Origin of the sequence: Ferrigenium straubiae, assembly GCF_051257895.1 — a bacterium.
Lineage (GTDB): Bacteria > Pseudomonadota > Gammaproteobacteria > Burkholderiales > Gallionellaceae > Gallionella > Gallionella straubiae.
The window spans coordinates 1664040-1683347 of sequence record NZ_CP194331.1 but is presented as its reverse complement, the minus strand read 5'-3'; the positions used below and the strand labels follow the sequence as shown (position 1 = coordinate 1683347).

Annotated in this window: 20 protein-coding genes; 14 read left to right on the top strand and 6 right to left on the bottom strand. The window is 58.9% G+C overall.

The window, feature by feature from the left end; all coding sequences use genetic code 11:
- Positions 1-141: 141 nt before the first annotated feature.
- The gene (locus ACRRNM_RS08055) at positions 142-1929 is read right to left on the bottom strand and encodes a universal stress protein (protein ID WP_435627714.1); all 1788 of its coding nucleotides are present in this window, start codon (positions 1927-1929) and stop codon (positions 142-144) included.
- Between the two features lie 97 nt (positions 1930-2026).
- Complete coding sequence (locus ACRRNM_RS08050; RefSeq protein ID WP_435627713.1) at positions 2027-2716, bottom strand: cytochrome b; 690 nt, start codon at positions 2714-2716, stop codon at positions 2027-2029.
- Positions 2717-2970: 254 nt separating this feature from the next.
- On the opposite strand from ACRRNM_RS08050, the gene ACRRNM_RS08045 reads away from it, so the two are divergent.
- The 11 genes from ACRRNM_RS08045 (at position 2971) to ACRRNM_RS07995 (ending at position 13654) form a co-directional block, all read left to right on the top strand.
- Positions 2971-3621: a c-type cytochrome gene (locus tag ACRRNM_RS08045; RefSeq protein WP_435627712.1), complete on the top strand. Its 651-nt coding sequence runs from the start codon at positions 2971-2973 to the stop codon at positions 3619-3621.
- 21 nt (positions 3622-3642) lie between these two features.
- Entirely contained in the window at positions 3643-4002 is a 360-nt protein-coding gene (locus tag ACRRNM_RS08040; RefSeq protein WP_435627711.1) for a c-type cytochrome, read from the top strand.
- A gap of 473 nt (positions 4003-4475) precedes the next feature.
- Positions 4476-6323, top strand: a complete 1848-nt coding sequence (locus tag ACRRNM_RS08035; RefSeq protein ID WP_435627710.1) for a cytochrome ubiquinol oxidase subunit I — start codon at positions 4476-4478, stop codon at positions 6321-6323.
- On the top strand, positions 6320-7114 hold the full coding sequence (locus ACRRNM_RS08030) for a c-type cytochrome (protein ID WP_435627709.1): 795 nt from the start codon (positions 6320-6322) through the stop codon (positions 7112-7114). The genes ACRRNM_RS08035 and ACRRNM_RS08030 overlap by 4 nt, the downstream gene beginning before the upstream one ends.
- A 2-nt stretch (positions 7115-7116) precedes the next feature.
- The gene (locus ACRRNM_RS08025) at positions 7117-7887 is read left to right on the top strand and encodes a c-type cytochrome (RefSeq protein WP_435627708.1); all 771 of its coding nucleotides are present in this window, start codon (positions 7117-7119) and stop codon (positions 7885-7887) included.
- Complete coding sequence (locus ACRRNM_RS08020) at positions 7884-9398, top strand: ethylbenzene dehydrogenase-related protein (protein WP_435627707.1); 1515 nt, start codon at positions 7884-7886, stop codon at positions 9396-9398. The genes ACRRNM_RS08025 and ACRRNM_RS08020 overlap by 4 nt, the downstream gene beginning before the upstream one ends.
- Positions 9399-9408: 10 nt before the next feature.
- Entirely contained in the window at positions 9409-9612 is a 204-nt protein-coding gene (locus tag ACRRNM_RS08015; RefSeq protein WP_435627706.1) for a hypothetical protein, read from the top strand.
- Between the two features lie 136 nt (positions 9613-9748).
- Entirely contained in the window at positions 9749-10306 is a 558-nt protein-coding gene (locus ACRRNM_RS08010) for a c-type cytochrome (protein ID WP_435627705.1), read from the top strand.
- Between the two features lie 144 nt (positions 10307-10450).
- A complete protein-coding gene (locus ACRRNM_RS08005; protein ID WP_435627704.1) occupies positions 10451-10771 on the top strand; it encodes a c-type cytochrome in 321 nt (106 codons plus the stop codon).
- Between the two features lie 172 nt (positions 10772-10943).
- Positions 10944-11261 (top strand): c-type cytochrome, encoded by a 318-nt coding sequence (locus ACRRNM_RS08000; protein ID WP_435627703.1) that lies wholly within the window; start codon positions 10944-10946, stop codon positions 11259-11261.
- Between the two features lie 422 nt (positions 11262-11683).
- Complete coding sequence (locus tag ACRRNM_RS07995; RefSeq protein WP_435627702.1) at positions 11684-13654, top strand: monovalent cation:proton antiporter-2 (CPA2) family protein; 1971 nt, start codon at positions 11684-11686, stop codon at positions 13652-13654.
- A gap of 72 nt (positions 13655-13726) precedes the next feature.
- Here ACRRNM_RS07995 and ACRRNM_RS07990 read toward each other — a convergent pair whose 3' ends face one another.
- The 4 genes from ACRRNM_RS07990 to ACRRNM_RS07975 form a co-directional block, all read right to left on the bottom strand.
- A complete protein-coding gene (locus tag ACRRNM_RS07990) occupies positions 13727-14398 on the bottom strand; it encodes a prepilin-type N-terminal cleavage/methylation domain-containing protein (RefSeq protein ID WP_435627701.1) in 672 nt (223 codons plus the stop codon).
- Between the two features lie 322 nt (positions 14399-14720).
- The gene (locus tag ACRRNM_RS07985) at positions 14721-15947 is read right to left on the bottom strand and encodes an IS256 family transposase (protein WP_435627700.1); all 1227 of its coding nucleotides are present in this window, start codon (positions 15945-15947) and stop codon (positions 14721-14723) included.
- Positions 15948-16043: 96 nt separating this feature from the next.
- The gene (locus ACRRNM_RS07980; RefSeq protein ID WP_435627699.1) at positions 16044-16259 is read right to left on the bottom strand and encodes a Txe/YoeB family addiction module toxin; all 216 of its coding nucleotides are present in this window, start codon (positions 16257-16259) and stop codon (positions 16044-16046) included.
- Positions 16260-16294: 35 nt separating this feature from the next.
- The gene (locus tag ACRRNM_RS07975) at positions 16295-16546 is read right to left on the bottom strand and encodes a type II toxin-antitoxin system Phd/YefM family antitoxin (protein ID WP_435627698.1); all 252 of its coding nucleotides are present in this window, start codon (positions 16544-16546) and stop codon (positions 16295-16297) included.
- Positions 16547-16764: 218 nt separating this feature from the next.
- Between ACRRNM_RS07975 and ACRRNM_RS07970 the strand changes: the two genes are divergently transcribed.
- The 3 genes from ACRRNM_RS07970 to cysC all read left to right on the top strand — a co-directional run bounded on the left by ACRRNM_RS07970 (position 16765) and on the right by cysC (position 19295).
- Complete coding sequence (locus ACRRNM_RS07970) at positions 16765-18057, top strand: hypothetical protein (protein WP_435627697.1); 1293 nt, start codon at positions 16765-16767, stop codon at positions 18055-18057.
- A gap of 153 nt (positions 18058-18210) precedes the next feature.
- Positions 18211-18603, top strand: coding sequence for a YkgJ family cysteine cluster protein (locus ACRRNM_RS07965; RefSeq protein WP_435627696.1), 393 nt, complete (start codon positions 18211-18213; stop codon positions 18601-18603).
- Positions 18604-18629: 26 nt separating this feature from the next.
- Positions 18630-19295, top strand: coding sequence for an adenylyl-sulfate kinase (cysC, locus tag ACRRNM_RS07960; RefSeq protein ID WP_435627695.1), 666 nt, complete (start codon positions 18630-18632; stop codon positions 19293-19295).
- Positions 19296-19308: the final 13 nt, after the last annotated feature.

The window sequence follows — 19308 nt, the reverse complement described above, 5'->3', positions numbered from 1 at the left end:
TTCCCGGGGGCTTGTTCAACCGGAACAGGTACATGGTTATCCAGGGCGGCTTGGCCGGCCGTTCGCAATGCGCCGGAAGTGGACGGTCGGGCGGGATGTCCTGGCTTTTGCCTTTCTTGTCCAATCCAAAGTCGGTCTGCGCTATCGGCCCGGGCCTTGAGGGTTCCTTGCTTTTTTGCCGTGGCCGAACGGGCATCCACCCTGCGCCGGTTTGGAATCTGGCGCGCTTTGTTCCTGCATGGTTTTTTCCATTTCGCTGCGGGCCAGCCTGAGGGCGTTTTCCGCCACCTCCAGGGTGATTTCGGTATAGCCATTCTGCCGCGCAAAATTCTCGATGCTCTGCTTGCATTTTTCGCGCATGAAGCCTTCGGGCACGCGCATCAGGCGTGCCAGCGCGGCGGTCTGCCAGTGGATTGAGAATGTTGCGGGCTGCGCATCGTCCGGCGCTTCGTCGGTAAGGAACGGCTGCAAGTGCCTGGCTTCCACCCCGTTGCTTTTTTCCTGGCGGGCTTTTTTCTCGGCGCGCATGCTGAGGTTGCCGCGCACAGCGAGGTTTTCGATGCCGCGCAGCAGCGCGACGGCTTCTTCTGACCAGCGCAGGGCATCTTCCGCATTGGGTTTGCGCTTCAGGTCTCCGGCATCGTAGGCGGCGACGATTTCTTCCATGGCCTGTTCCGCGCGGTTCGGCATGAGCTGGGCGGTTGCCTCATCCACGATTTTCCGGGTGATGACGGTGTGGCCGTGTTCCTGCGCGTAGCGCAGGATGGCCATGCGCGCCATGTTGCGCACGAAGGAGGGCACGTGCTCCATCCTGGCTTCGGCTTCATGGGTCCAGGAGGTGGTGACGCCGGAGACGACATCGATTTGCGGCTGATGCTCGCGCATGCCGAGCAGGATCGCGCAGTCGATGTTTTCCAGCAGGTGCTCGCTGTTGCCGCCGATGTCGAGCTCGTCGTCGGCATGGATGCCCAGTTTGCCAACGATCAGCAGCGAGGGCTTGATCTTCCTGACATATTTTTCGATGGCGTCGTGGGGCTTGCCGGCCAGCAGTTCGGTTTCTATTTCGACGCCAAAATCTTTGGCCATCGAACGCGAGACCGCGAGGTGGCCGTCGTATATCTTGGCCAATCCCGAATCGATGATCTCTTCGTGCAGTTTTTCCTGCTCCCTGAACTTGAAGACCTTGCCCGCCTCTTCGGACAGCACGCTGGCGATGCGATTGAACGCGACATAGTGGTAATAGGGATCGAAGGCGGCGATGACATTGACGGGCACTTGCCAGTGTCTGGCCAACGTCAACGCAGTCACCAAGCCTCCATACGCCTTGGATGAGCCATCCACCGCGACGACGATCGGGCCTTCCTTGATTGAACGGCCGGGTTCCTTGATAACCAGGGTATCGATGTTTGAACGCCGCACCACCCGTTTGCATACACTCCCCAGGCGGCTGCCCTGGATGGCGCCGAGCCCCAGGGCGCCCATGACGAGCAGGTCATAAGCGCCGGAATTGGTTTCCCGCGCGAGCGCGCGGTAATTTTTTCCTTCCAGCGAGCAACGCCTGAAGTCGATGCCGAGTTGATCGCAATGGGTTGCGGCCTGGTCGAGATAGGAGTCGGTGATGATAGCCAGACCGCGGGTGATCAGGTCGTCGTGCACATCGCGCTGGCGTTCCAGTTCATGTTCCTGCCGGAACTGTTCGGGCAGGCCGCCTTCCATCTGGCGGAAGCGCATGTCGTGCAGCTTGGCGGCGTACACATGGGAGCCGGTGATCACGGAGGCATTGGCCAATCCCGCCAGTTCCGCCGCTACGCGCAGCGCGGCGTTGGCATGGTCTGAGGAATCCAGTGCGACCAGGATGCGTTGATGCGGGCAGGCGCCGGATGATGGGCGTAATTCTTCGGTAACGGCCTGGGCAACCTGGGGGTTCATGCGAATCATCTTTTTACTTAAGCCGTAAGCATATTGTCAGGCGCTGCGCTTCCCTGCAATCCGGAGGAGGATGCAAGACTCAATCACCCGGTGCCAATCATTTTTTTCTGCGCAGCGACATCCGCTCCATAATGCCATCTTTCATGATGAACTGGTGCTTGATTACTCCCGCTATGTGCACTACCACCACCACGATCAGCCCATACATCAATATCTCATGCGTCGTGCGAGGGATTAAGGCGGCACCGGTATATTCCTTGGGAAGCAGAATGGTGTCGCCAGACAGCAAAGCCAGGCCCACGCTGCTGGTCAGAAAAGTCATAAAGCCGACTACCGGCATCAGCAGTAGCAGGGCATAGAGCAGGTGATGGACTCCCTTGGCCAGCCAATCCATCAGCGCCTGGCTCACCAGCGGTGGCGTGCCGTCCACATTACGGAAAGTCAGGCGCAATATCGTCAGGAACAGCACCGAGATGCCAATCAGTGCATGCGAAAAGTATGCGACCAGAGTCGCGCCTTCCGCATGCCGAGCCTTTGCCACTCCATCCCCGAGATACCAGGCCACGAATACCAGTAGCAGAGTCAGCCAATGGGCGATTACCATGCGTTTGCTGTATTGCTTCACAACTTTCTCCTGAAATCTGGAAGTGGCTCCGTTTATCTGGCCGGGATTTCCTGCCGCACCGGTTAGCCCTGCCGGATATTTGTCCGGGCCGCCTGCTACAGTTCCAGTAGTAGAACCCATCCGGCGTTGCCCGGTCAAGCGATGGAGGCCGCCAGCCGCCATTCGTCAATTCCCGCTTTGCATCCGCTGATAGTATTATCCTTGGAAAAGATATTATCGATTCCGTGCAGCATGGATTTGCGGGTATCTTTGGGGCATCCCCGTCGGCCTGGAGGCTCCCAAAATACCCGAAATCCTCAAGAAAATACCCGAAATCCTCAAGTGAATTGGAGCGAAAATAAAATAAAATAAAATAAAATGGCGGCGGTTCGTATCGATTGACTTTTTGAATTCACGGAAATGGAAAGGAGTGCGACATGAGATTGCTGGCAGTTACCGTCTCCATCGGCGCGGCTTTGCTGGTTGCAGCAGCACCGGGCTACGCGGCTGGTGGGGACGCGATTTTCAAGAAGAGCTGCACAGGTTGTCATTACACCGACGGCCCGGCGAAGGAAAAGACGATAGCCGACCAATTGGCGAAGAAGGGGCCGGAGCTGTGGTATGCCGGCAGCAAATTCCAGAAGCCATGGCTTGCGGCATGGCTGCAGAATCCCAAACCGATCCGCCCGCTGAAATACAACTCGCTTACCGACAGGAATCCGGCCGATCATCCCAAGCTGTCGGCCAGCGATGCGGCGGCGGTCACGGACTTCCTGATGGGCCTGAAATCTTCTGAGGTCAAGGCTGGCGTAATCAAACCCGCCGAGTCCGCGCAGGGCAAGAACATCTTCGCCAAGAAAGCGCCTTGCGGCGGATGCCATGAGTATCCGGTGAAGGGCGAGATGCACGGCGGCAAGAGCGGGCCCAGCCTGGCCGGAGCCAGCAAGCGGCTGAACCCGGACTGGGTTTACGCGTACCTGGCGAACATCAAGGCATTCAAGCCGGTTCGCGACATGCCCGATTTCGGCAGCGTGCTCAACAAGAGAGATCTGGAAAGCATCGCATCGTATGTGGCTTCTTTGGAATAATACGAAGAGAGGGAGAGACTCGTGTCGAAAATAACAGCAATCGCAGCAGTGCTCTGCCTGGCGTTGGGTGCAGTGAGTACGGCGCAGGCGGCAGACTCGAAGCAGGTATATGACTTCTACTGCGCCCAGTGTCATGGGGTTGACGGCAAAGGCAGGGGCATCAACGTCACCAAGGATTTCGCGACCGACCCGCGCAACCTGACCGACTCCACGGAAATAGCGAAACGCACCGATGACGACCTCCGGGGAGTCATCAAGGACGGCGGCCCGTCCATCAGCAAGTCGGCATTGATGCCGCCCTGGGGCACAACTTTGAGCACGGATGAAGTGGAAGGTCTGGTGAAATACATCCGCAAGCTTTGCGACTGCAAGGCTAAATAGGGTACGGGAATGAAATATCCGGACAAAAAACACTACGCGGATATTGTCATTTTTTCCGGGATGCTGATGAACGTCGCCTTTATTGCCCTGATCCTGTATTACTTCGTCCTGTAGTCGGTAAAACAACGCCGGGGGAAGGAAGGCTTCCTTCCCGGTGGCTTCGCAATTAGCAGCAACCATCTAAGGGAATGGCAGCGGCATGAACGTTAATGAAAGCCACACACATGAAGGGGAAGCAACCAAATACCCTTGGGCAGGACCGGCCTTGTTTACGTCGGTACTGATCGCTGTGATCGTTTTTTTCGCATGGTTCCTGCGGGCGTGAGCATGAGGGCTCACTTGTTACCGTTCATTGCCGCACTCGTCGTCTTCGGCGTCGTGTTCCTTGCCCTGGATTTCTCTTTGATGAAGCTGCAGGGGCTGGCGCTGATATACCGACCTTGAGGCTTGCGCGCGTTTACAGAAAATATATCTTGCCAACACGAACTACAAGAATAATCGGCTGGGCATTTTTATGGGTTGTTTGCGCCCTGCTCATCCTCCCCTTTGCTTCGCCTGCGGCAAACGCAGCCGAGGCGGCAGCGACCCTGTCGGCGACGGCTTCGACGGCGATTGACACTGCCGCCACTCCAAACGCGGCAACTTACCCGCCCGCACCCAAACTGTCCGCATCGGACTACCCCGCCTTCAAGGGCGTGAATTCCCGCGTCACGGTGTGGCTGGTCGCGCAGTTGCACCTATGGTTCGGCGCGTTCGTGCTGGCGGTGCCGATCTTCGTCTTCATCATCGAGGCCATCGGCATGGCAACGCGCGACGAGCGCTACGATCAGATGGCCTTCGAGTTCATGAAGGTCAGCATCACGGCCTATTCGATCACCGCGCTGCTCGGCGGTCTGCTGACCTTCGTGCTGGTGCTCCTCTATCCCCATTTGTTCGCCTATCTCGCGACGATCTTCAAGGGCAGCATGTTCGTCTACGCGCTGCTGTTCTTTGCCGAGAGCGCGATCCTGTACATCTACTATTACGGCTGGCACTGGCTGCAGGGGGGCAACCGGAAATGGGTGCATCTGACGCTCGGGCTGTTGCTCAACGCGACCGGCTGCACGCTGATGTTCCTCGCTAATGCCTGGACAACCTTCATGATGAGCCCGGCGGCCGTGGATGCGGCGGGCGTGTTCAACGGTGACACCTGGGCCGCGATCCACAATTTTCTGTGGAACCCGATCAACATCCACCGGCTGGTCGCCAACGTGGCGTACGGCGGCTCGATCATCGGCGCCTATGCCGCCTTCAAGTTTCTCAGCGCCAGGAGCAAGGAGGAGCGCGCCCATTACGACTGGATAGGCTACAACGCCAACTTCATCGCCATTGCGGCGCTGCTGCCGCTGCCCTTCGCGGGCTACTACCTCACGGCCGAGATGTACGCCTACAGCCAGCAGATGGGCATCACCCTGATGGGCGGCGTGTTCGCGTGGATCTTCATCATCCAGGCGGTGCTGATCGGCGCGCTGTTCCTGTCGGCCAACTATTACCTGTGGTGCGGCATGGGGCGCAGCGAGGGCGCGCACCGCTACAACCCGAGGATCAAGTACATCGCCGTCGTGCTGGTCGCGGCCTTCCTCGTGTGGTTCACGCCGCACACGCTGGTGCTCACCAACGTCGAGCTTAAGAGCCTCGGCGGGCCGTACCACCAGTACCTCGGGGCGCTCGGCATCATGCCGGCGAAGAACACCGCGGTGAATTTCCTGATCGTGTTCACCTTCCTGAGCTTCATGTTCTACCGGCGAGCGAACAAGATTCCGGCCGTATCTTGGGTGGCGGCAGGCAACGCGATGCAGGTCGCACTGTTCACCGCAGGCCTGATCAACATCACGCTGCTCGGCGTCTATTACGGCTACTTCACCAACAACGTCTACAAGGTAGCGGCCTCGATTCCGCAGGTGCTGACCACGCTGATCATCATCGTCGCGAGCACGATCATCGACGCGTTCATGTACAAGGGCGCGAAAGAGGTCGCACCGCTGCACTGGGGGCGCATGCCCGCACGCTCGCAATACGCGCTGTTCCTGCTGGCCGTAGCCTTCACCTGGCTGATGGGTCTGATGGGCTATGTGCGCTCCGCGATCCGCCAGCACTGGCATGTGACCAACGTGTTCCGCGACAACTCGCCCGATGCCTTCACCCCCGACCTCGGCTATGCGGCCAACATCGTCTCGCTCGGTACGATCCTGTTCATGGCGATGGTCATGTTCATCTTCTGGCTGAACGCGATCAACAGCCGGCGCGCTCCTGTCAGGGGTTATTGGAAGAAGCCGGCATGACCAATTTCCTTAAGGTTTCCGGCTTCAGCCTGCTCATGATCGGCGGATTCACGGCGTATTCGAACTTCGGGATTCCGCAGATCAAGCCCGAGCTGCCGCCCGTCGAGGAGAAGCTGGAACTCGGCGCGATGACCATGGAGCAGTTCGTGGCACTGGGCGGCAAAATCTACAATGGCAAGGGCACCTGCACCCTGTGCCACAACGCGATGGGTCGCGCGCCGCTGCTCGACAAAATAGGCGCGATTGCGGCGGAAAACCTGAAGAATCCCGCCTACAAGGGCGCGGCAAAAACCGTCGAGGAGTATCTACACGAGTCGTTGGTGAAGCCGTCGGCTTACGTGGTTCCCGGCTTCGGCAAGGCGGGAAGCAACGACAGCGAAAGCCCGATGCCCGATGTCTCCGGCGGCGGCATCGGCCTTTCCGATGCCGAGATTGTGGCTGTGATCGCCTACCTCCAGGAATCGAGTGGAGCCGAGGTCACGGTAGCCATTCCCGCGATGCCCACCGCGAACCCGGAAGAATCCGCCGCGCCGAAGACAGCCGAAGAGGTCATCGCCAAACATACCTGTGGCGCTTGCCATGTTGTCGCCGGGCAGGCCGGCACGCTGGGGCCTAGCCTCGCGAAGATCGGTGCGACGAAGAATAAGGAATACCTGCGGCAGGCAATCCTCGACCCCGACGCGGTAGTTCCCAAAGGATACGCTCCGGGCATGATGCCCAGGAACTACGGCGAGCAGATGAAGGCGCAGGAGCTGGAGATGTTGGTCAACTACCTCGCGAAATTAAAGTGACCATGACGAAGAGACGCATCCCCCGCCTGTTGCAGTTCGCCCTCATGGTATTCGGCGTGTATTTCGGCTTCATCCTGCTCTTCGACGTGCTGCTCGGGCAGCTGATTCCCCGCAGCCTGCTCACCATGTACATGGTCTTCGTGGTGTCCGGCGCACTCATGGCGTTCACTTTCACCGACGAGGGGGCGCATGAGCTAGTCGCGCCGATCCGGGCGCTGGTCGAGGACCCGTCGAAGAGAAGACTGCGCAACATCGTGTTCGTGATCGTGCCGCTGCTCGCGGGCTACTACACCTATGCGGGCCTGCAGCCCGGTTACGAGGCACCGGTGGAGTTGCGCACCATTCATCCCGCGCCGCCCTCGAAGTTCAAGGCATACGGCAAGAGCTACAACCTCGCTACGCTGCAAAACCCCCTGCGCAGATACCAGAAGGAAGACTCCGCGAAGTACCGCGAACTGGTCAAGGCGGGCGGCGAGGTCTATATCAGGAACTGCCAGTACTGCCACGGCGACAAGCTGGACGGCAAGGGGCCGTACGCGGCGGGGCTGAACCCCACGCCGATCAACTTCCGCGACGTGGGCACCATCGCGCAGTTGCAGGAATCCTTCCTGTTCTGGCGCATCGCCACCGGCGGACCGGGTTTGCCCGCCGAGGCCGCGCCGTGGATTTCGTCGATGCCGGTCTGGGAAAACTTCCTGACCGAGGAGGAGATCTGGGAAGTCATTCTGTTCCTGTATGACTACACCGGCAGGCAGCCGAGGGCATGGGAATGAGCAAGTTAGCTCTCTTCGTTTTCTGCACCGCGTTGCTTGCAGCAGGTACGGCGGCGGCGAAACCCGGCGATGCCGCTAAGGGCAAGGAAATTTACGAGAAGCGCTGCGGCTGGTGCCACGGCGCGGAAGGCGACGGCGCGGGCGCGGCGAAGGACCTGCTCAACCCGCCGCCGCGCGACTTCACCTCGGGTAACTACAAGATCAAGTCCTCAAGTTTCGAGGATATGGTGCCCAACGACGACGACATCTTCCGCATGATCCGCGACGGCATGCCGGGCACCGCGATGCCGGGCTGGGGCGATGTGCTGAAGGAACGGGACATGTGGAACCTCGTGGCCTACCTCAAGACCTTCGCCGGTTACGACAAGCCGCCGGAAAAACAGGTCGATTTCGGCAAGCAGGTCGCAAGCTCCGCCGAAAGCATAGCGAAGGGCAAAAAATTGTTTGAAGAAGGCGACCGCTGCGTGGAATGCCACGGCAAGTCCGGCAAGGGCAGCGCGAGCAAGCGCCTCAAGGGCGAGGCCGGCGAGCGCACCTGGCCGCGCAACCTGACCAAGCCTTGGACCTATCGCGGCGGCAGCGATCCGAAAGATATTTTCGCGCGCATCTCCACCGGCATCGCGGGCACCGAGATGCCCTCCTTCGCCGACCCGAAGAGCAAGAAGAGCCTCACCGCCGAGGAGCGCTGGTATGTCGCCAACTACGTGGCGTCGCTCGCGGAGACCGGCAGGAAGGTCGCCGCGGAAAACACCGTCGTCAAGGCGGACCGGGTCGAGGGCGACCTGCCCGAGACCACGGACGACGTGCGCTGGGAGAAAACCGAAGCGGCCACCTTCTACCTGGTGCCGCAGCTCATCGCGGAAGAGCGCTTCTTCACGCCGTCCAACGACACGATCACGGTGCGCGCGCTATACAACGACAAGGCCATCGCGATCCTGCTCGAGTGGGACGACCGCACCCGGAGCATCCCCGGCGACGAAGCCGCAGAGAAGCTTGCCGACCCGCCGATCGCCGAGGATGGCGTCGCCGTGCAACTTCCCGTCACGGTCACGAAGGGAATGGCCAAGCCCTATTTCGGCATGGGCGATGCATCACGCCCGGTGAATATCTGGCAGTGGAAGAGCGGTACGAAGGACGCCGCGGAGAGCATCCATCTCGCCAACAGCCGCGGCTTCAAAGAGATCGAGCGGCGCGATGCGGCCGAGGTTGGACTTAAGGGCAGGGCGAGCTACGGCGACGGAACCTGGAAGGTGCTGATGATGCGTCCGCTTGCGACGCCCACACCAGCGCAGGACATCCAGTTTGCCGAGGGCAAATTTATCCCCATCGCGTTCGCCGCGTGGGATGGCAGCAACGGCGAGAAGGGTGCCAAGCACACCATGACCACCTGGTACTGGCTGCTGCTGAAACCCGCAACCGGATACCGTCCGCTCATTGCGGCGCTGCTGGTCATGGCGCTGGCCGCAGGCGGCCTGCTCTGGTGGGCGCGCAGCGCCAAGCCTGCCGCCTGACAGTCATAGCATGGAAGAGACTAAATTCAGCAATCGAGGCGTGAAGACCAGGATACTGGGCTTCGTCCTGATGGTGCTCGGCGTGTTGGACAGCCTGTTGACCCTGCGCGGCGGCATCCTCGCCTATGAGTATCTCCTGCTCATCCTGTTGGGCGCAGGCGTATTTGCTGTCGGCGCGGTTCGCGGCGCACGGCGGCAGCCTGCAGAGGAATAAAGTTTGCGGGAAACCGCAAATACATTGACAATGCCGCTTAAGGTTGCAGCAGTAATCGGGCAGCCTTTACGGCAAACACTGTGCCGGATCGTGAAGGTTTTCTGAAAATCCCAACTCCAAGGAGAAAATCATGCGCATGAAAAGTATCTTGCTTGTATCCCTGTTTGTCCCGCTCTATGGCTGTCAGCCTGAAGCGCCTGCGCCCAAGGCTGCCGCCCCGGCCGTGGAACAGCCTCCCGCTCCACCCGCCCCTGCCATGGAGCAGCCAGCCGCCGCGCCACCTGTGCAACCGGCCGCCACCGCCCCGGCACAGGCGATGCAGCCTGCTCCCGCAGAAAAAGCCATGCAGTCCGCTCCAGCCCCGGCAAGCCCGGCACCGGCTGCGAAGGCCGAACCGGCGCCGGTTGCTGCCGAGGCTAAACCCGCGCCTGCAGTATCCGAAGCGGATTTCATGCAGCTGGCCAAAAAGAGCAATTGCCTTGCCTGCCATTCGGTCGACAAGAAAATTGTCGGCCCGGCCTTCAAGGATGTCGCGGCCAAATACCGCGGCGATACGGGAGCGGAAGCCCGGTTGGTGGACAAGATCGCCAAGGGCGGCAGCGGGGTATGGGGCGCCATGATGATGCCGCCCAGCCCGCAAATCAGCGAGGCGGATCGCAGGACACTGGCAAAATACATCCTGTCCCTGAAATAAGCTGTCAACGCGTCAGGGCGGCAATGCGTTATGGCCTTGCCGCCAAAAAGCTGATTGGCAAAGCAGGCGGAGTTGTTTAGAATCGTTAGCGAAGGTGACGCCTTCATATGGTTTGAGATTTTTTAATCACGAAACGGAGAGAACATGAAATCTATTATCGTAAGCATGGTTGCAGCAGCAGGCTTGATGGTTGCAGGCAGCGCCCTGGCAGCCGATATGCCGGAACTGGCCAAGAAGAACAACTGCACCGCATGTCATGCAATTGACAAGAAGGTGGTTGGCCCGGCTTGGGCGGAAGTTGCCAAGAAGTACAAGGGCGACGCTGGCGCGAAGGCCAAGCTGGTTCCCAAGATGATCAAGGGCGGCGGCGGCGTATGGGGTGCGATGCCGATGCCGGCCAGCCCGAAGCTCAGCGAAGCTGACAGTGCTGCGCTGGTCGACTTCGTTCTGGGTCTGGCAAAGTAAGCCAGCCTTGAGTCAGTCGAAAGATTGTTAGCGCAATCTTCAAAAAAAGCCGGCGCAAGCCGGCTTTTTTTGCTTCTGTACATGTGTCTGGCAAAGTTTGCAGGAGAGGTGGCGATGGTGGATTTTTGCCTTCGCAAGGTTTGAGTCGTTTTAACCAATAAACGGAGGAAACATGAAACCTGTCATCGTAATTGTGCTCGCAGCAGGGTTGATGGTCGCAGGCAGTATCCATGCGGCCGAGATGCCGGAACTCGCCAAGAAGAACAACTGCGTCATATGTCATGCAATCGATAAAAAAGTGATAGGCCCGGCCTGGGCGGAAGTTTCCAAAAAGTACAAGGGCGACCCCGGTGCGGCCGCCAGGTTGAACGCCAAAATAATCAAGGGTGGAAGCGGCGTATGGGGCAACCAGCCCATGCCGGGTTATCCCCAGGTCAAGGATGCCGAAAGAAAGGAATTGGTGAGTTTCATTCTGGGATTGGCGAAATAAAACTCTTCGCAGGGCAATCCGCAAAAGCCGGCACAGGCCGGCTTTTTTGTTGCGTACTGCCATGGCTATGCAACGCCAAATTGACAAGCAGTGCGCCCGCTCAGCATAATCCGTACAACTTTTCATGGCGCGACGCAGATTGAACACCGGATGGCAGGCGGCTCGCCGAAGTGGATTTCCGGCACTGCATGTTCCGGCGATCCTTCATGCAGGTTCCCCGCGAAACATATGTATATCCACACCATGCCGCGTGCCCGGAGCGGCAGGGTTTGAGTCCCGGCCACCCGGAGGGGTATTGCGCACGCAACGACGGAATGCTTGCCTGTGCAGTCTATCAGGCTTCATGCGTTCAGCATGATGGTTATACCGGATACTTTGGATTTTAAGCGGCACGATGCCGCGCTTTTTATGACCTACCACTGATGGAAAATACGCTCTCGCTGGTCCTCATCCTGCTCGCTACCGCCGTACTGGTGGTGGTGCTGTGCCGCATCCTGCACTTGCCGGTGATGCTGGGCTATCTGGTGGTCGGCATCCTGATCGGCCCGCATGCGCTGGCGTGGATACCCGATGCACAGGGCACGCGGCATCTTGCCGAATTCGGCGTGGTGTTCCTGATGTTCAGCATCGGCCTGGAATTCAGCCTCGCGCGCCTCAAGGCGATGAAGTACACGGTGTTCGGTCTGGGCGGCGCGCAGGTGGTCGCGACCATGCTGCTGGTCATGGGGCTCGCCGAGATATTCGGGCTGGACTGGCGCACCGGGCTGGCCCTGGGCGGCATCCTGGCGATGTCTTCCACCGCGATCGTCAGCAAGATGCTGGTCGAACGCGCCGAACTGAACCTGCCCTACGGCCAGCAGATGATGGGCGTGCTGCTCTTCCAGGATCTCGCCGTCGTGCCGCTGCTGACCATCATTCCCGCACTGGCTTCGAAGCCCGACGATCTTGCCGCCATGCTGGCCTTCGCGACGCTCAAGGCCATCGCGGTGCTGCTGGTGCTGCTGGTGTTCGGGCAGTATGCCATGCGCTCCTGGTTTCACGTCGTGGCGCGACAGAAATCCTCCGAGCTTTTCATGCTCAACGTGCTGCTCATCACGCTGGGGCTGGCCTATTTCACCGAGCTGGCGGGTCTGTCGCTAGCGCTGGGTGCGTTTGTTGCGGGCATGCTGATCTCCGAAACCGAGTACCGCTACCAGGTGGAAGAGGACATCAAGCCGTTCCGCGACGTGCTGCTCGGCCTGTTCTTCGTGACCATCGGCATGAAGCTCAACCTGGGCAGCGTGTTGGCGGATTTCGGCTGGGTACTGCTCGCCTTGCTGGCGCTGATCCTGTTCAAGGCATTGGTTGTAACCTTGCTGGCGCGCGCCTTCGAAGGGGACTGGGGCGTCGCGCTGCGCAGCGCGATCGGCCTCGCGCAGGCCGGTGAATTCGGTTTCGTGCTGCTGACGCTCGCGGAAGGCTCACACCTGCTCAATGAGACCACCATGCAGATCACGCTCGCGGCGATGCTGCTCTCCATGCTGGCGGCGCCCTTCCTGATCCAGCACGGCGAGGCGATCGCGCGGCGCTTCTCTGCGGCCGAATGGACCAACCGTGCGATGCAGTTGCACCAGATCGCCATCCAGAGCATGGGCAGCAGCGGGCACATCATCATCTGCGGCTACGGGCGCAGCGGGCATACGCTGGCCGGCTTCCTGGAAGATGAGAAGCTGAACTTCATCGCGCTGGATCTTGATTCGCGCCGCGTGCGCGAAGCCGCTGCCGCCAGGAAAAGCGTGGTGTACGGCGACGCCGCCAAGCGCGAGGTGCTGATGGCCGCGGGCCTGATGCGCGCCAAGGCGCTGGTGGTCTCCTACAAGGACAAGCATTCCGCGCTGGCGATCCTGCGCCATGTCAAGGAGCTGCGTCCCGATCTGCCGGTGGTGGTGCGCACCACCGACGACACCCATGTGGAAGCGTTGAAGGAGGCCGGCGCGGCGGAAGTGGTCGCCGAAGTGCTGGAAGGCAGCGTGATGCTCGCCTCGCAGGCGTTGTTGATGGCGGGCGTGCCGCTCAATCGCGTGATCCGCCGCGTGCAGGAAAGCCGTGCGCGCCGCTATGCGGTGTTCAGCGGCTATTTGCGCAGCCCCCAGTACGAGGTTGGTGAAGCGACGGATCGTCTGCAGCAGCGCTTCCTCAGCGTGCTGCTCAAGGAAGACTCCGCTGCCGCAGGCAAGAAGCTGCGCGAGGTCGGCCTGGATGCTCTGAACGTTGATGTGAATGCGGTGCGCCGCCGCGGCGTGCGCGGTGCGCAACCGAGCGAGGAAATGATGTTGCAGGCGGGAGACGTGCTGGTGCTGCTGGGGCTGCCGGAGGCGCTGCAGCAGGCGGAGGAAAGGCTGCACAGAGGGTAGATACTACCTGCCGCGGGGGCAATAAAAAAGCCCGCCGAAGCGGGCTTGAATGTCACGCCGGGTTAATCTGAATCAGACGCCCATGCACACCGTGTAGCTGGTTGCATCGTCGATGGAACCGGTTGCAATGGCGGCTGCGGGAACAACGGCGGCCGGGTGCACTGCCGGTTCGGCCATGACCATCACCGAGCCGGTGGCTGTGTTGCCGTCATCCAGAGTGGTGTCCATCTGTTTGGCGAATTTCCCGAGTATGCTGCCCGAGCAGATAATGTAGGCGCCTCTCAACCCGGTGATGGGCAGATTGGCTGCCGTTCCGTTGGTGATACCGATTCTTCCGCCTACCGCATTCGTGGGCAGGTAGGTAGTGAGATTGGGTACCGTTTCGCCCGGAGCAAATCCGGCCAGGCGCACATGCTGCCAGAAGAGTATCGACTCGTCGGTAAGCGTGACCGAATCCCACATGCCGTTGATTACGCCATTGCCTATGCTGCCCGCCGGTGTCGTTGCATTGCTCGCGCCGGTGAGGTGCGTCGCGGCCGCGACATCATCTCCCGGCAAGGCCTTGAACTTGTCCTGATAGCCGTAGATGAAGACAGGGATATTCTTGAAATCCGCGGAAAGGTTTTTCACCTTCGCGCTGTTGATGAGCTCCTGCCCCTTCAGCACGCCGCCGAGTAGCAGGCCGATAATGACCAGCACGATGGCAATTTCGATCAGGGTAAAGCCGGACTGATTGCGTTTCATTATTATTCCCTCCCAAGAGATTTCAAATGCCGCGTCCAGATTTCAGCAAGGGCCGTGCAATGGTGCAAAGACGGCCTGCCTGGGCGTAGTCCCTGCCATGCAGGGGCTTATGTTTGGATAATGAAGCATTGCGCAGATTTAGGCAACCCCCGCTGGTGAGATATCGACAGAGTGAGGACGCAATGTCGAGGCTGGGAGGGGATAATCGTTTGCGTAACATACATTGTCGAGGTTTACATAATTATTGATGCGGTCAGTTTTATCCATGAATCCAGCCTGTCGAAATGGAGGGTGTCCCGAATTTTGTGTAAACGGGGTTTCTCTACTGTTGCGGCATCCGATCCTCGAACTGGATAGTAAACCGGTTTAGCGCAGCCTTCCAATCCCTGATGGGCATCGTCCATTTCTTGCTGATGTTATTCAGCGCCAGGTAGAACAGTTTCAGTAATGCCTCGTCGCTTGGGAATGAGCCCCGGTTCTTGGTGATCTTGCGCAGGCTCATGTTCACCGACTCGATCGCATTAGTGGTGTAGATCACTCGCCTGATCTCCGGCGGGTAGTCAAAGAACGGGATGATACGCGCCCAGTTGCGCCGCCATGACTGGATGATCGGCGGGTACGCCTCACCCCATTTTTCCTCGAGTTCGGCCAGCCGCAGCCCGGCATCCTCGACGGTGGCGGCGCTATAGATGGCGCGCAAGCCGGTTACGACCTCTTCACGCAACTTCCACGAGACATAGTTCAGGCTGTAGCGCACCAGATGCACGATGCATAACTGCACGTCGGTCTTGGGGAATACGGCCTCGATGGCTTCCGGGAATCCCTTCAAGCCATCGACACAGGCTATGAAGATGTCCTGCACGCCACGGTTCTTCAGTTCGGTCATCACCTGCAACCAGAACTTGGCGCCTTCGGTCTGGGCGATCCAGATGCCCAGCAGCTCCTTCTCGCCGGTCATGTTGATGCCCAACGCCAGGTAGGCCGCCTTGGCGCGGACGGTGCCGGCATCCCTTACCTTTACGTGAATGCAGCCCAGATAGACGATGGGATACAGCGCATCCAGCGGGCGGGATTGCCATGTCTTCACCTCGTCGGTCACGGCATCGGTCACCGAGGAGGTCAGCGTCGGCGACACCTCCGTGCCATACATTTCTTCCAGGTGGGACTGGATCTCGCGCACGGTCATGCCACGGGCGTAGAGCGACAGAATCTTGTCGTCAAATCCAGTCCAGCGGGTCTGGTGCTTGGGGATGAGTTGCGGCTCGAAGCTGCCGTGGCGATCGCGAGGAATCTCGATGGGGAGCTCGCCGAATTCACCCTTGAGTGTCTTTTTGCTTTTGCCGTTGCGGGTGTTGCCCGCAGGATTGGTGACGGCTTCATTCTTGCCGTAACCAAGATGCGCTTCCATCTCGGCATTCAGCGCACGTTCGACCAATGCCTTGGTGAGCTGCTTGAGCAGGCCGTGCTCGCCTATCAGGTCTTCCGGTTTCTTGTAGTCAGCCAGCAGGCTGTCGATCAGTTCTTGCGGTAGTGCTTTCGCTACGGTCATGTCCTCTCCTTGCAAAGTGGCGGCAGTTTCCTGCCAAATGACCGTTTACACAAAAATTCTTACACCCTCTCGAAATGTGTACGGATTCATGCCTTCTCAATAATGATAGCGGCATTGCGCGACAACGATCCGGCCATCGTCGATCTTATAAACCAGACGGCGCTCATCGGTAATACGGCGCGACCAGTACCCGGATAATTCATGCTTTAAAGGTTCTGGCTTGCCGGGGCCGGCAAATGGGGCATTCTGAATATTTTCGATCAGCCGGTTGATGCGCCGGAAAGCCTTATCGTTCATTTTGTGCCACCACAAATAGTCTTCCTACGCCTCGTTCGCCCAAAGGATTTTCATTTGAGCAAGGACCATTCTTTCACCTTTCCGCTGTCAATGGATGCAATCGCGCTGCTCAAGCGCTTGGCATTGGCCGGGTTACGCAGCAGGTATGCGGTTTCTTCCCATGCGTTGAAACCCTCCAATGACATCAACACGGCAGGAGCGCCGTTCTGGCGCGTGATAGTGATCGGCTCGTGATTCTCGTTCACCTTATCCATGGTCTTGGCAATGCTGTTGCGGGCATTGGTGTAGGTAGTGGCATCCATGACTTATGTCTTTATTTCTGTATATGTCCATAATAACGCGAAATTTACATCATCTCGGGGTATCGATTTGTTGCAAAAAAACCACACTCCCCCCTACAAACTTTTGACAGCCCTTCCCACCTCTCTATACAGTCCGCATCAGTGGTAGCAGGGGGGTTTTGCCATCACTTCGAGTCGTACACATAAACCAACTTTTTCTTTTCAAGAGGAAATACACAATGAAGAAAATCGCTCTCTCTCTGGCAGGCGTGTTGGCAGCAACCGCGTTTGCTCCGGAAGCGTCCGCTATTCCGTCGTTTGCTCGTCAAACCGGCATGGCTTGTAGCGCTTGTCACTTCCAGCACTTCCCTGTCCTGAACAGCTTCGGTATGGCTTTCAAGTCCGCCGGCTATACCATGATGGGCGCACAAAGCAAGATCGAAGGCGAACACCTGTCGATCCCTGACACCCTGAACGCCAGCGTATTGCTCAAGATTCGTTACCAGAAGACCAATGGTGTTGATACCGCTGCCAATGCGGCCATGTCTGGCGCAACTACCAACAGTGGCCAATGGCAGATGCCGGACGAAATGTCCATGTTCTTGGGCGGACGTGCTGCCGAAAACATTGGCTTCGTGATCGAAGGCAACCTGGCGGGTAACAACGCCGCTGGTAACGGCGGTATCGCCACAGGCTTCAAGATGCCGTTCATGTTCGACGCGGGTGGTGCGAAGGTGGGCGTGGTTCCGTTCTGGACTGATGTACTGGGCCCGGCACACGGCTATGAGTTGAGCAGCTCGGGTATGGTTCGCGGTCTGCGCTGGTCTGAAGATCGTTCCAGCATTGCCGCCGCCAACTTCGTCGGCCTGAACAACGGCGCTGCGACCGGTCTCGCATTTGTGGCCAAGAATGACATGGGCTACATCAACTGGACTCGTTGGTCGCCCACACAAGCAGGTTCTCTGGGCGGTGCTGGCACCAAGCAATTCAAGGCAAACTGGGTACGTTTGGCTGCCACCCCGAACTATGCTGACTGGAATATGCATATCGGCTTGGGCTTCATGTCGGGTTCTACCAACCAGGGCGTCGCAGCAACGCCAGTAGACCGTAAGGGTTCTACTCTGGACTTCCAAGGCCAGACCCAACTGGGTGGCAAGGACTTCAGCCTGTATGCGTCCTATGCTCGCGCCCCTGGTGGTGCTGGGACTACCAATGCATATAACAACGTCGCTGGTGTTAACAATCCTAATGCCAAGAAGGCCTTTCAGATCGGTGCCGACTACAGCGTGATCCCCCACGTTCTGCACCTCGGTGCTTCGTACCTGGATGGCGATACCGGTGCGGCAGCGCTCAACAAGGATAAGGCCTTCATGATCCAGGGCATCTACGACATGGTACAGAACGTTGCGTTGCATGCGAGCTATACCAAGTACAGCGGCAGCGTTTATGACTTGGGTGGTGCGAAGGACAAGACTGTTGCGGGCAATTCCGGCGACAGCCTCCTGATGTTCATGCTGGAAGCTTCGTTCTAAGTTGACGGAATCGAGGAAGCAGCCTGAAGCTGGGCTGTTTTCAGAGTACTGTCGATAGGCTAACAGGGGAGACTTCGGTCTCCCCTGTTTTTTTGTTGCAGTGAGACAATGGTTGCGTGATACTTAAATATTATTGTTAGAGTCAGAGATCAGATGGATGAATCTACAAAATTGGCGAAAATAGACGCGCTGTTGAGCGCGATCCCCGCTTTTCAATGCAAGGAAGGATGCTACGACTGCTGCGGGCCGGTTGAATTGTCGCGGCTGGAATATATGCGCTGCATCCAGGCCTCCGGCCGCTCAGCGGAAGATGTCCGGCTTCAGATGCAAAACAACCAGAAGCAGGGGATATACACCTGCCCGTTGCTTGACGCAAACACCAAGAAATGCTCCGTCTATGAAGTGCGCCCGGCCATCTGCAGGCTGTTTGGCGTGGTCAAGGGCGAACTGATCTGCCCACATGGCTACGCGCCAGAAAGCTCTACCATGTTGAGCAATAAACAGGCGCGCGACATTCTCAGGAAAGTAAATGAACTGGGAAAATAAAGATGTGTCCAGTGTAAGGCGACCTTGTGGGCAACAATGCTGGGACTCCCGGTTTTACCACAAATGACCGGCAAGTACCCTCAATTCCCACCAATGTAGTTTGGCACCACGCAACCGTGACGCGCGAGCGGCGCGAGGCGCAGAACGGGCATCGCGGCGCCATCGTCTGGTTTACCGGGCTGTCCGGCGCGGGCAAGTCGACCCTGGCGCATGCCGTGGAAGAGCACCTGCACCAGGCAGGATGCCGGACATTCGTGCTCGATGGCGACAACGTGCGCCACGGCCTGTGCGCCGACCTGGGATTCTCGGCGGCGGACCGGGCGGAGAACATCCGCCGCGTCGGCGAGGTCGCGAAACTCTTCATGGAGGCGGGCGTGATCGTGCTGACGGCATTCATTTCCCCGTTCCGCGAAGACCGCGACCGGGTGCGCACCATGGTGCGGCCGGGGGAGTTCATCGAGGTCCACTGTCAATGCCCGGTCGAGGTGTGCGAGCAGCGCGACGTAAAAGGGCTGTACCGTAAGGCGCGCGCGGGCGAGATCGCGCAGTTCACCGGAATATCGTCGCCTTACGAAGCGCCGGACGCGCCGGAGCTGGTGGTGAATACCTCGGAGAACAGCCTGCCCGATTGCGTGCAGCAGGTGATTGCCGTTCTTGCGCAGAACGGCATCAGCCCGGGTAAGGCAGCCTAACCCGCCTCCTCTG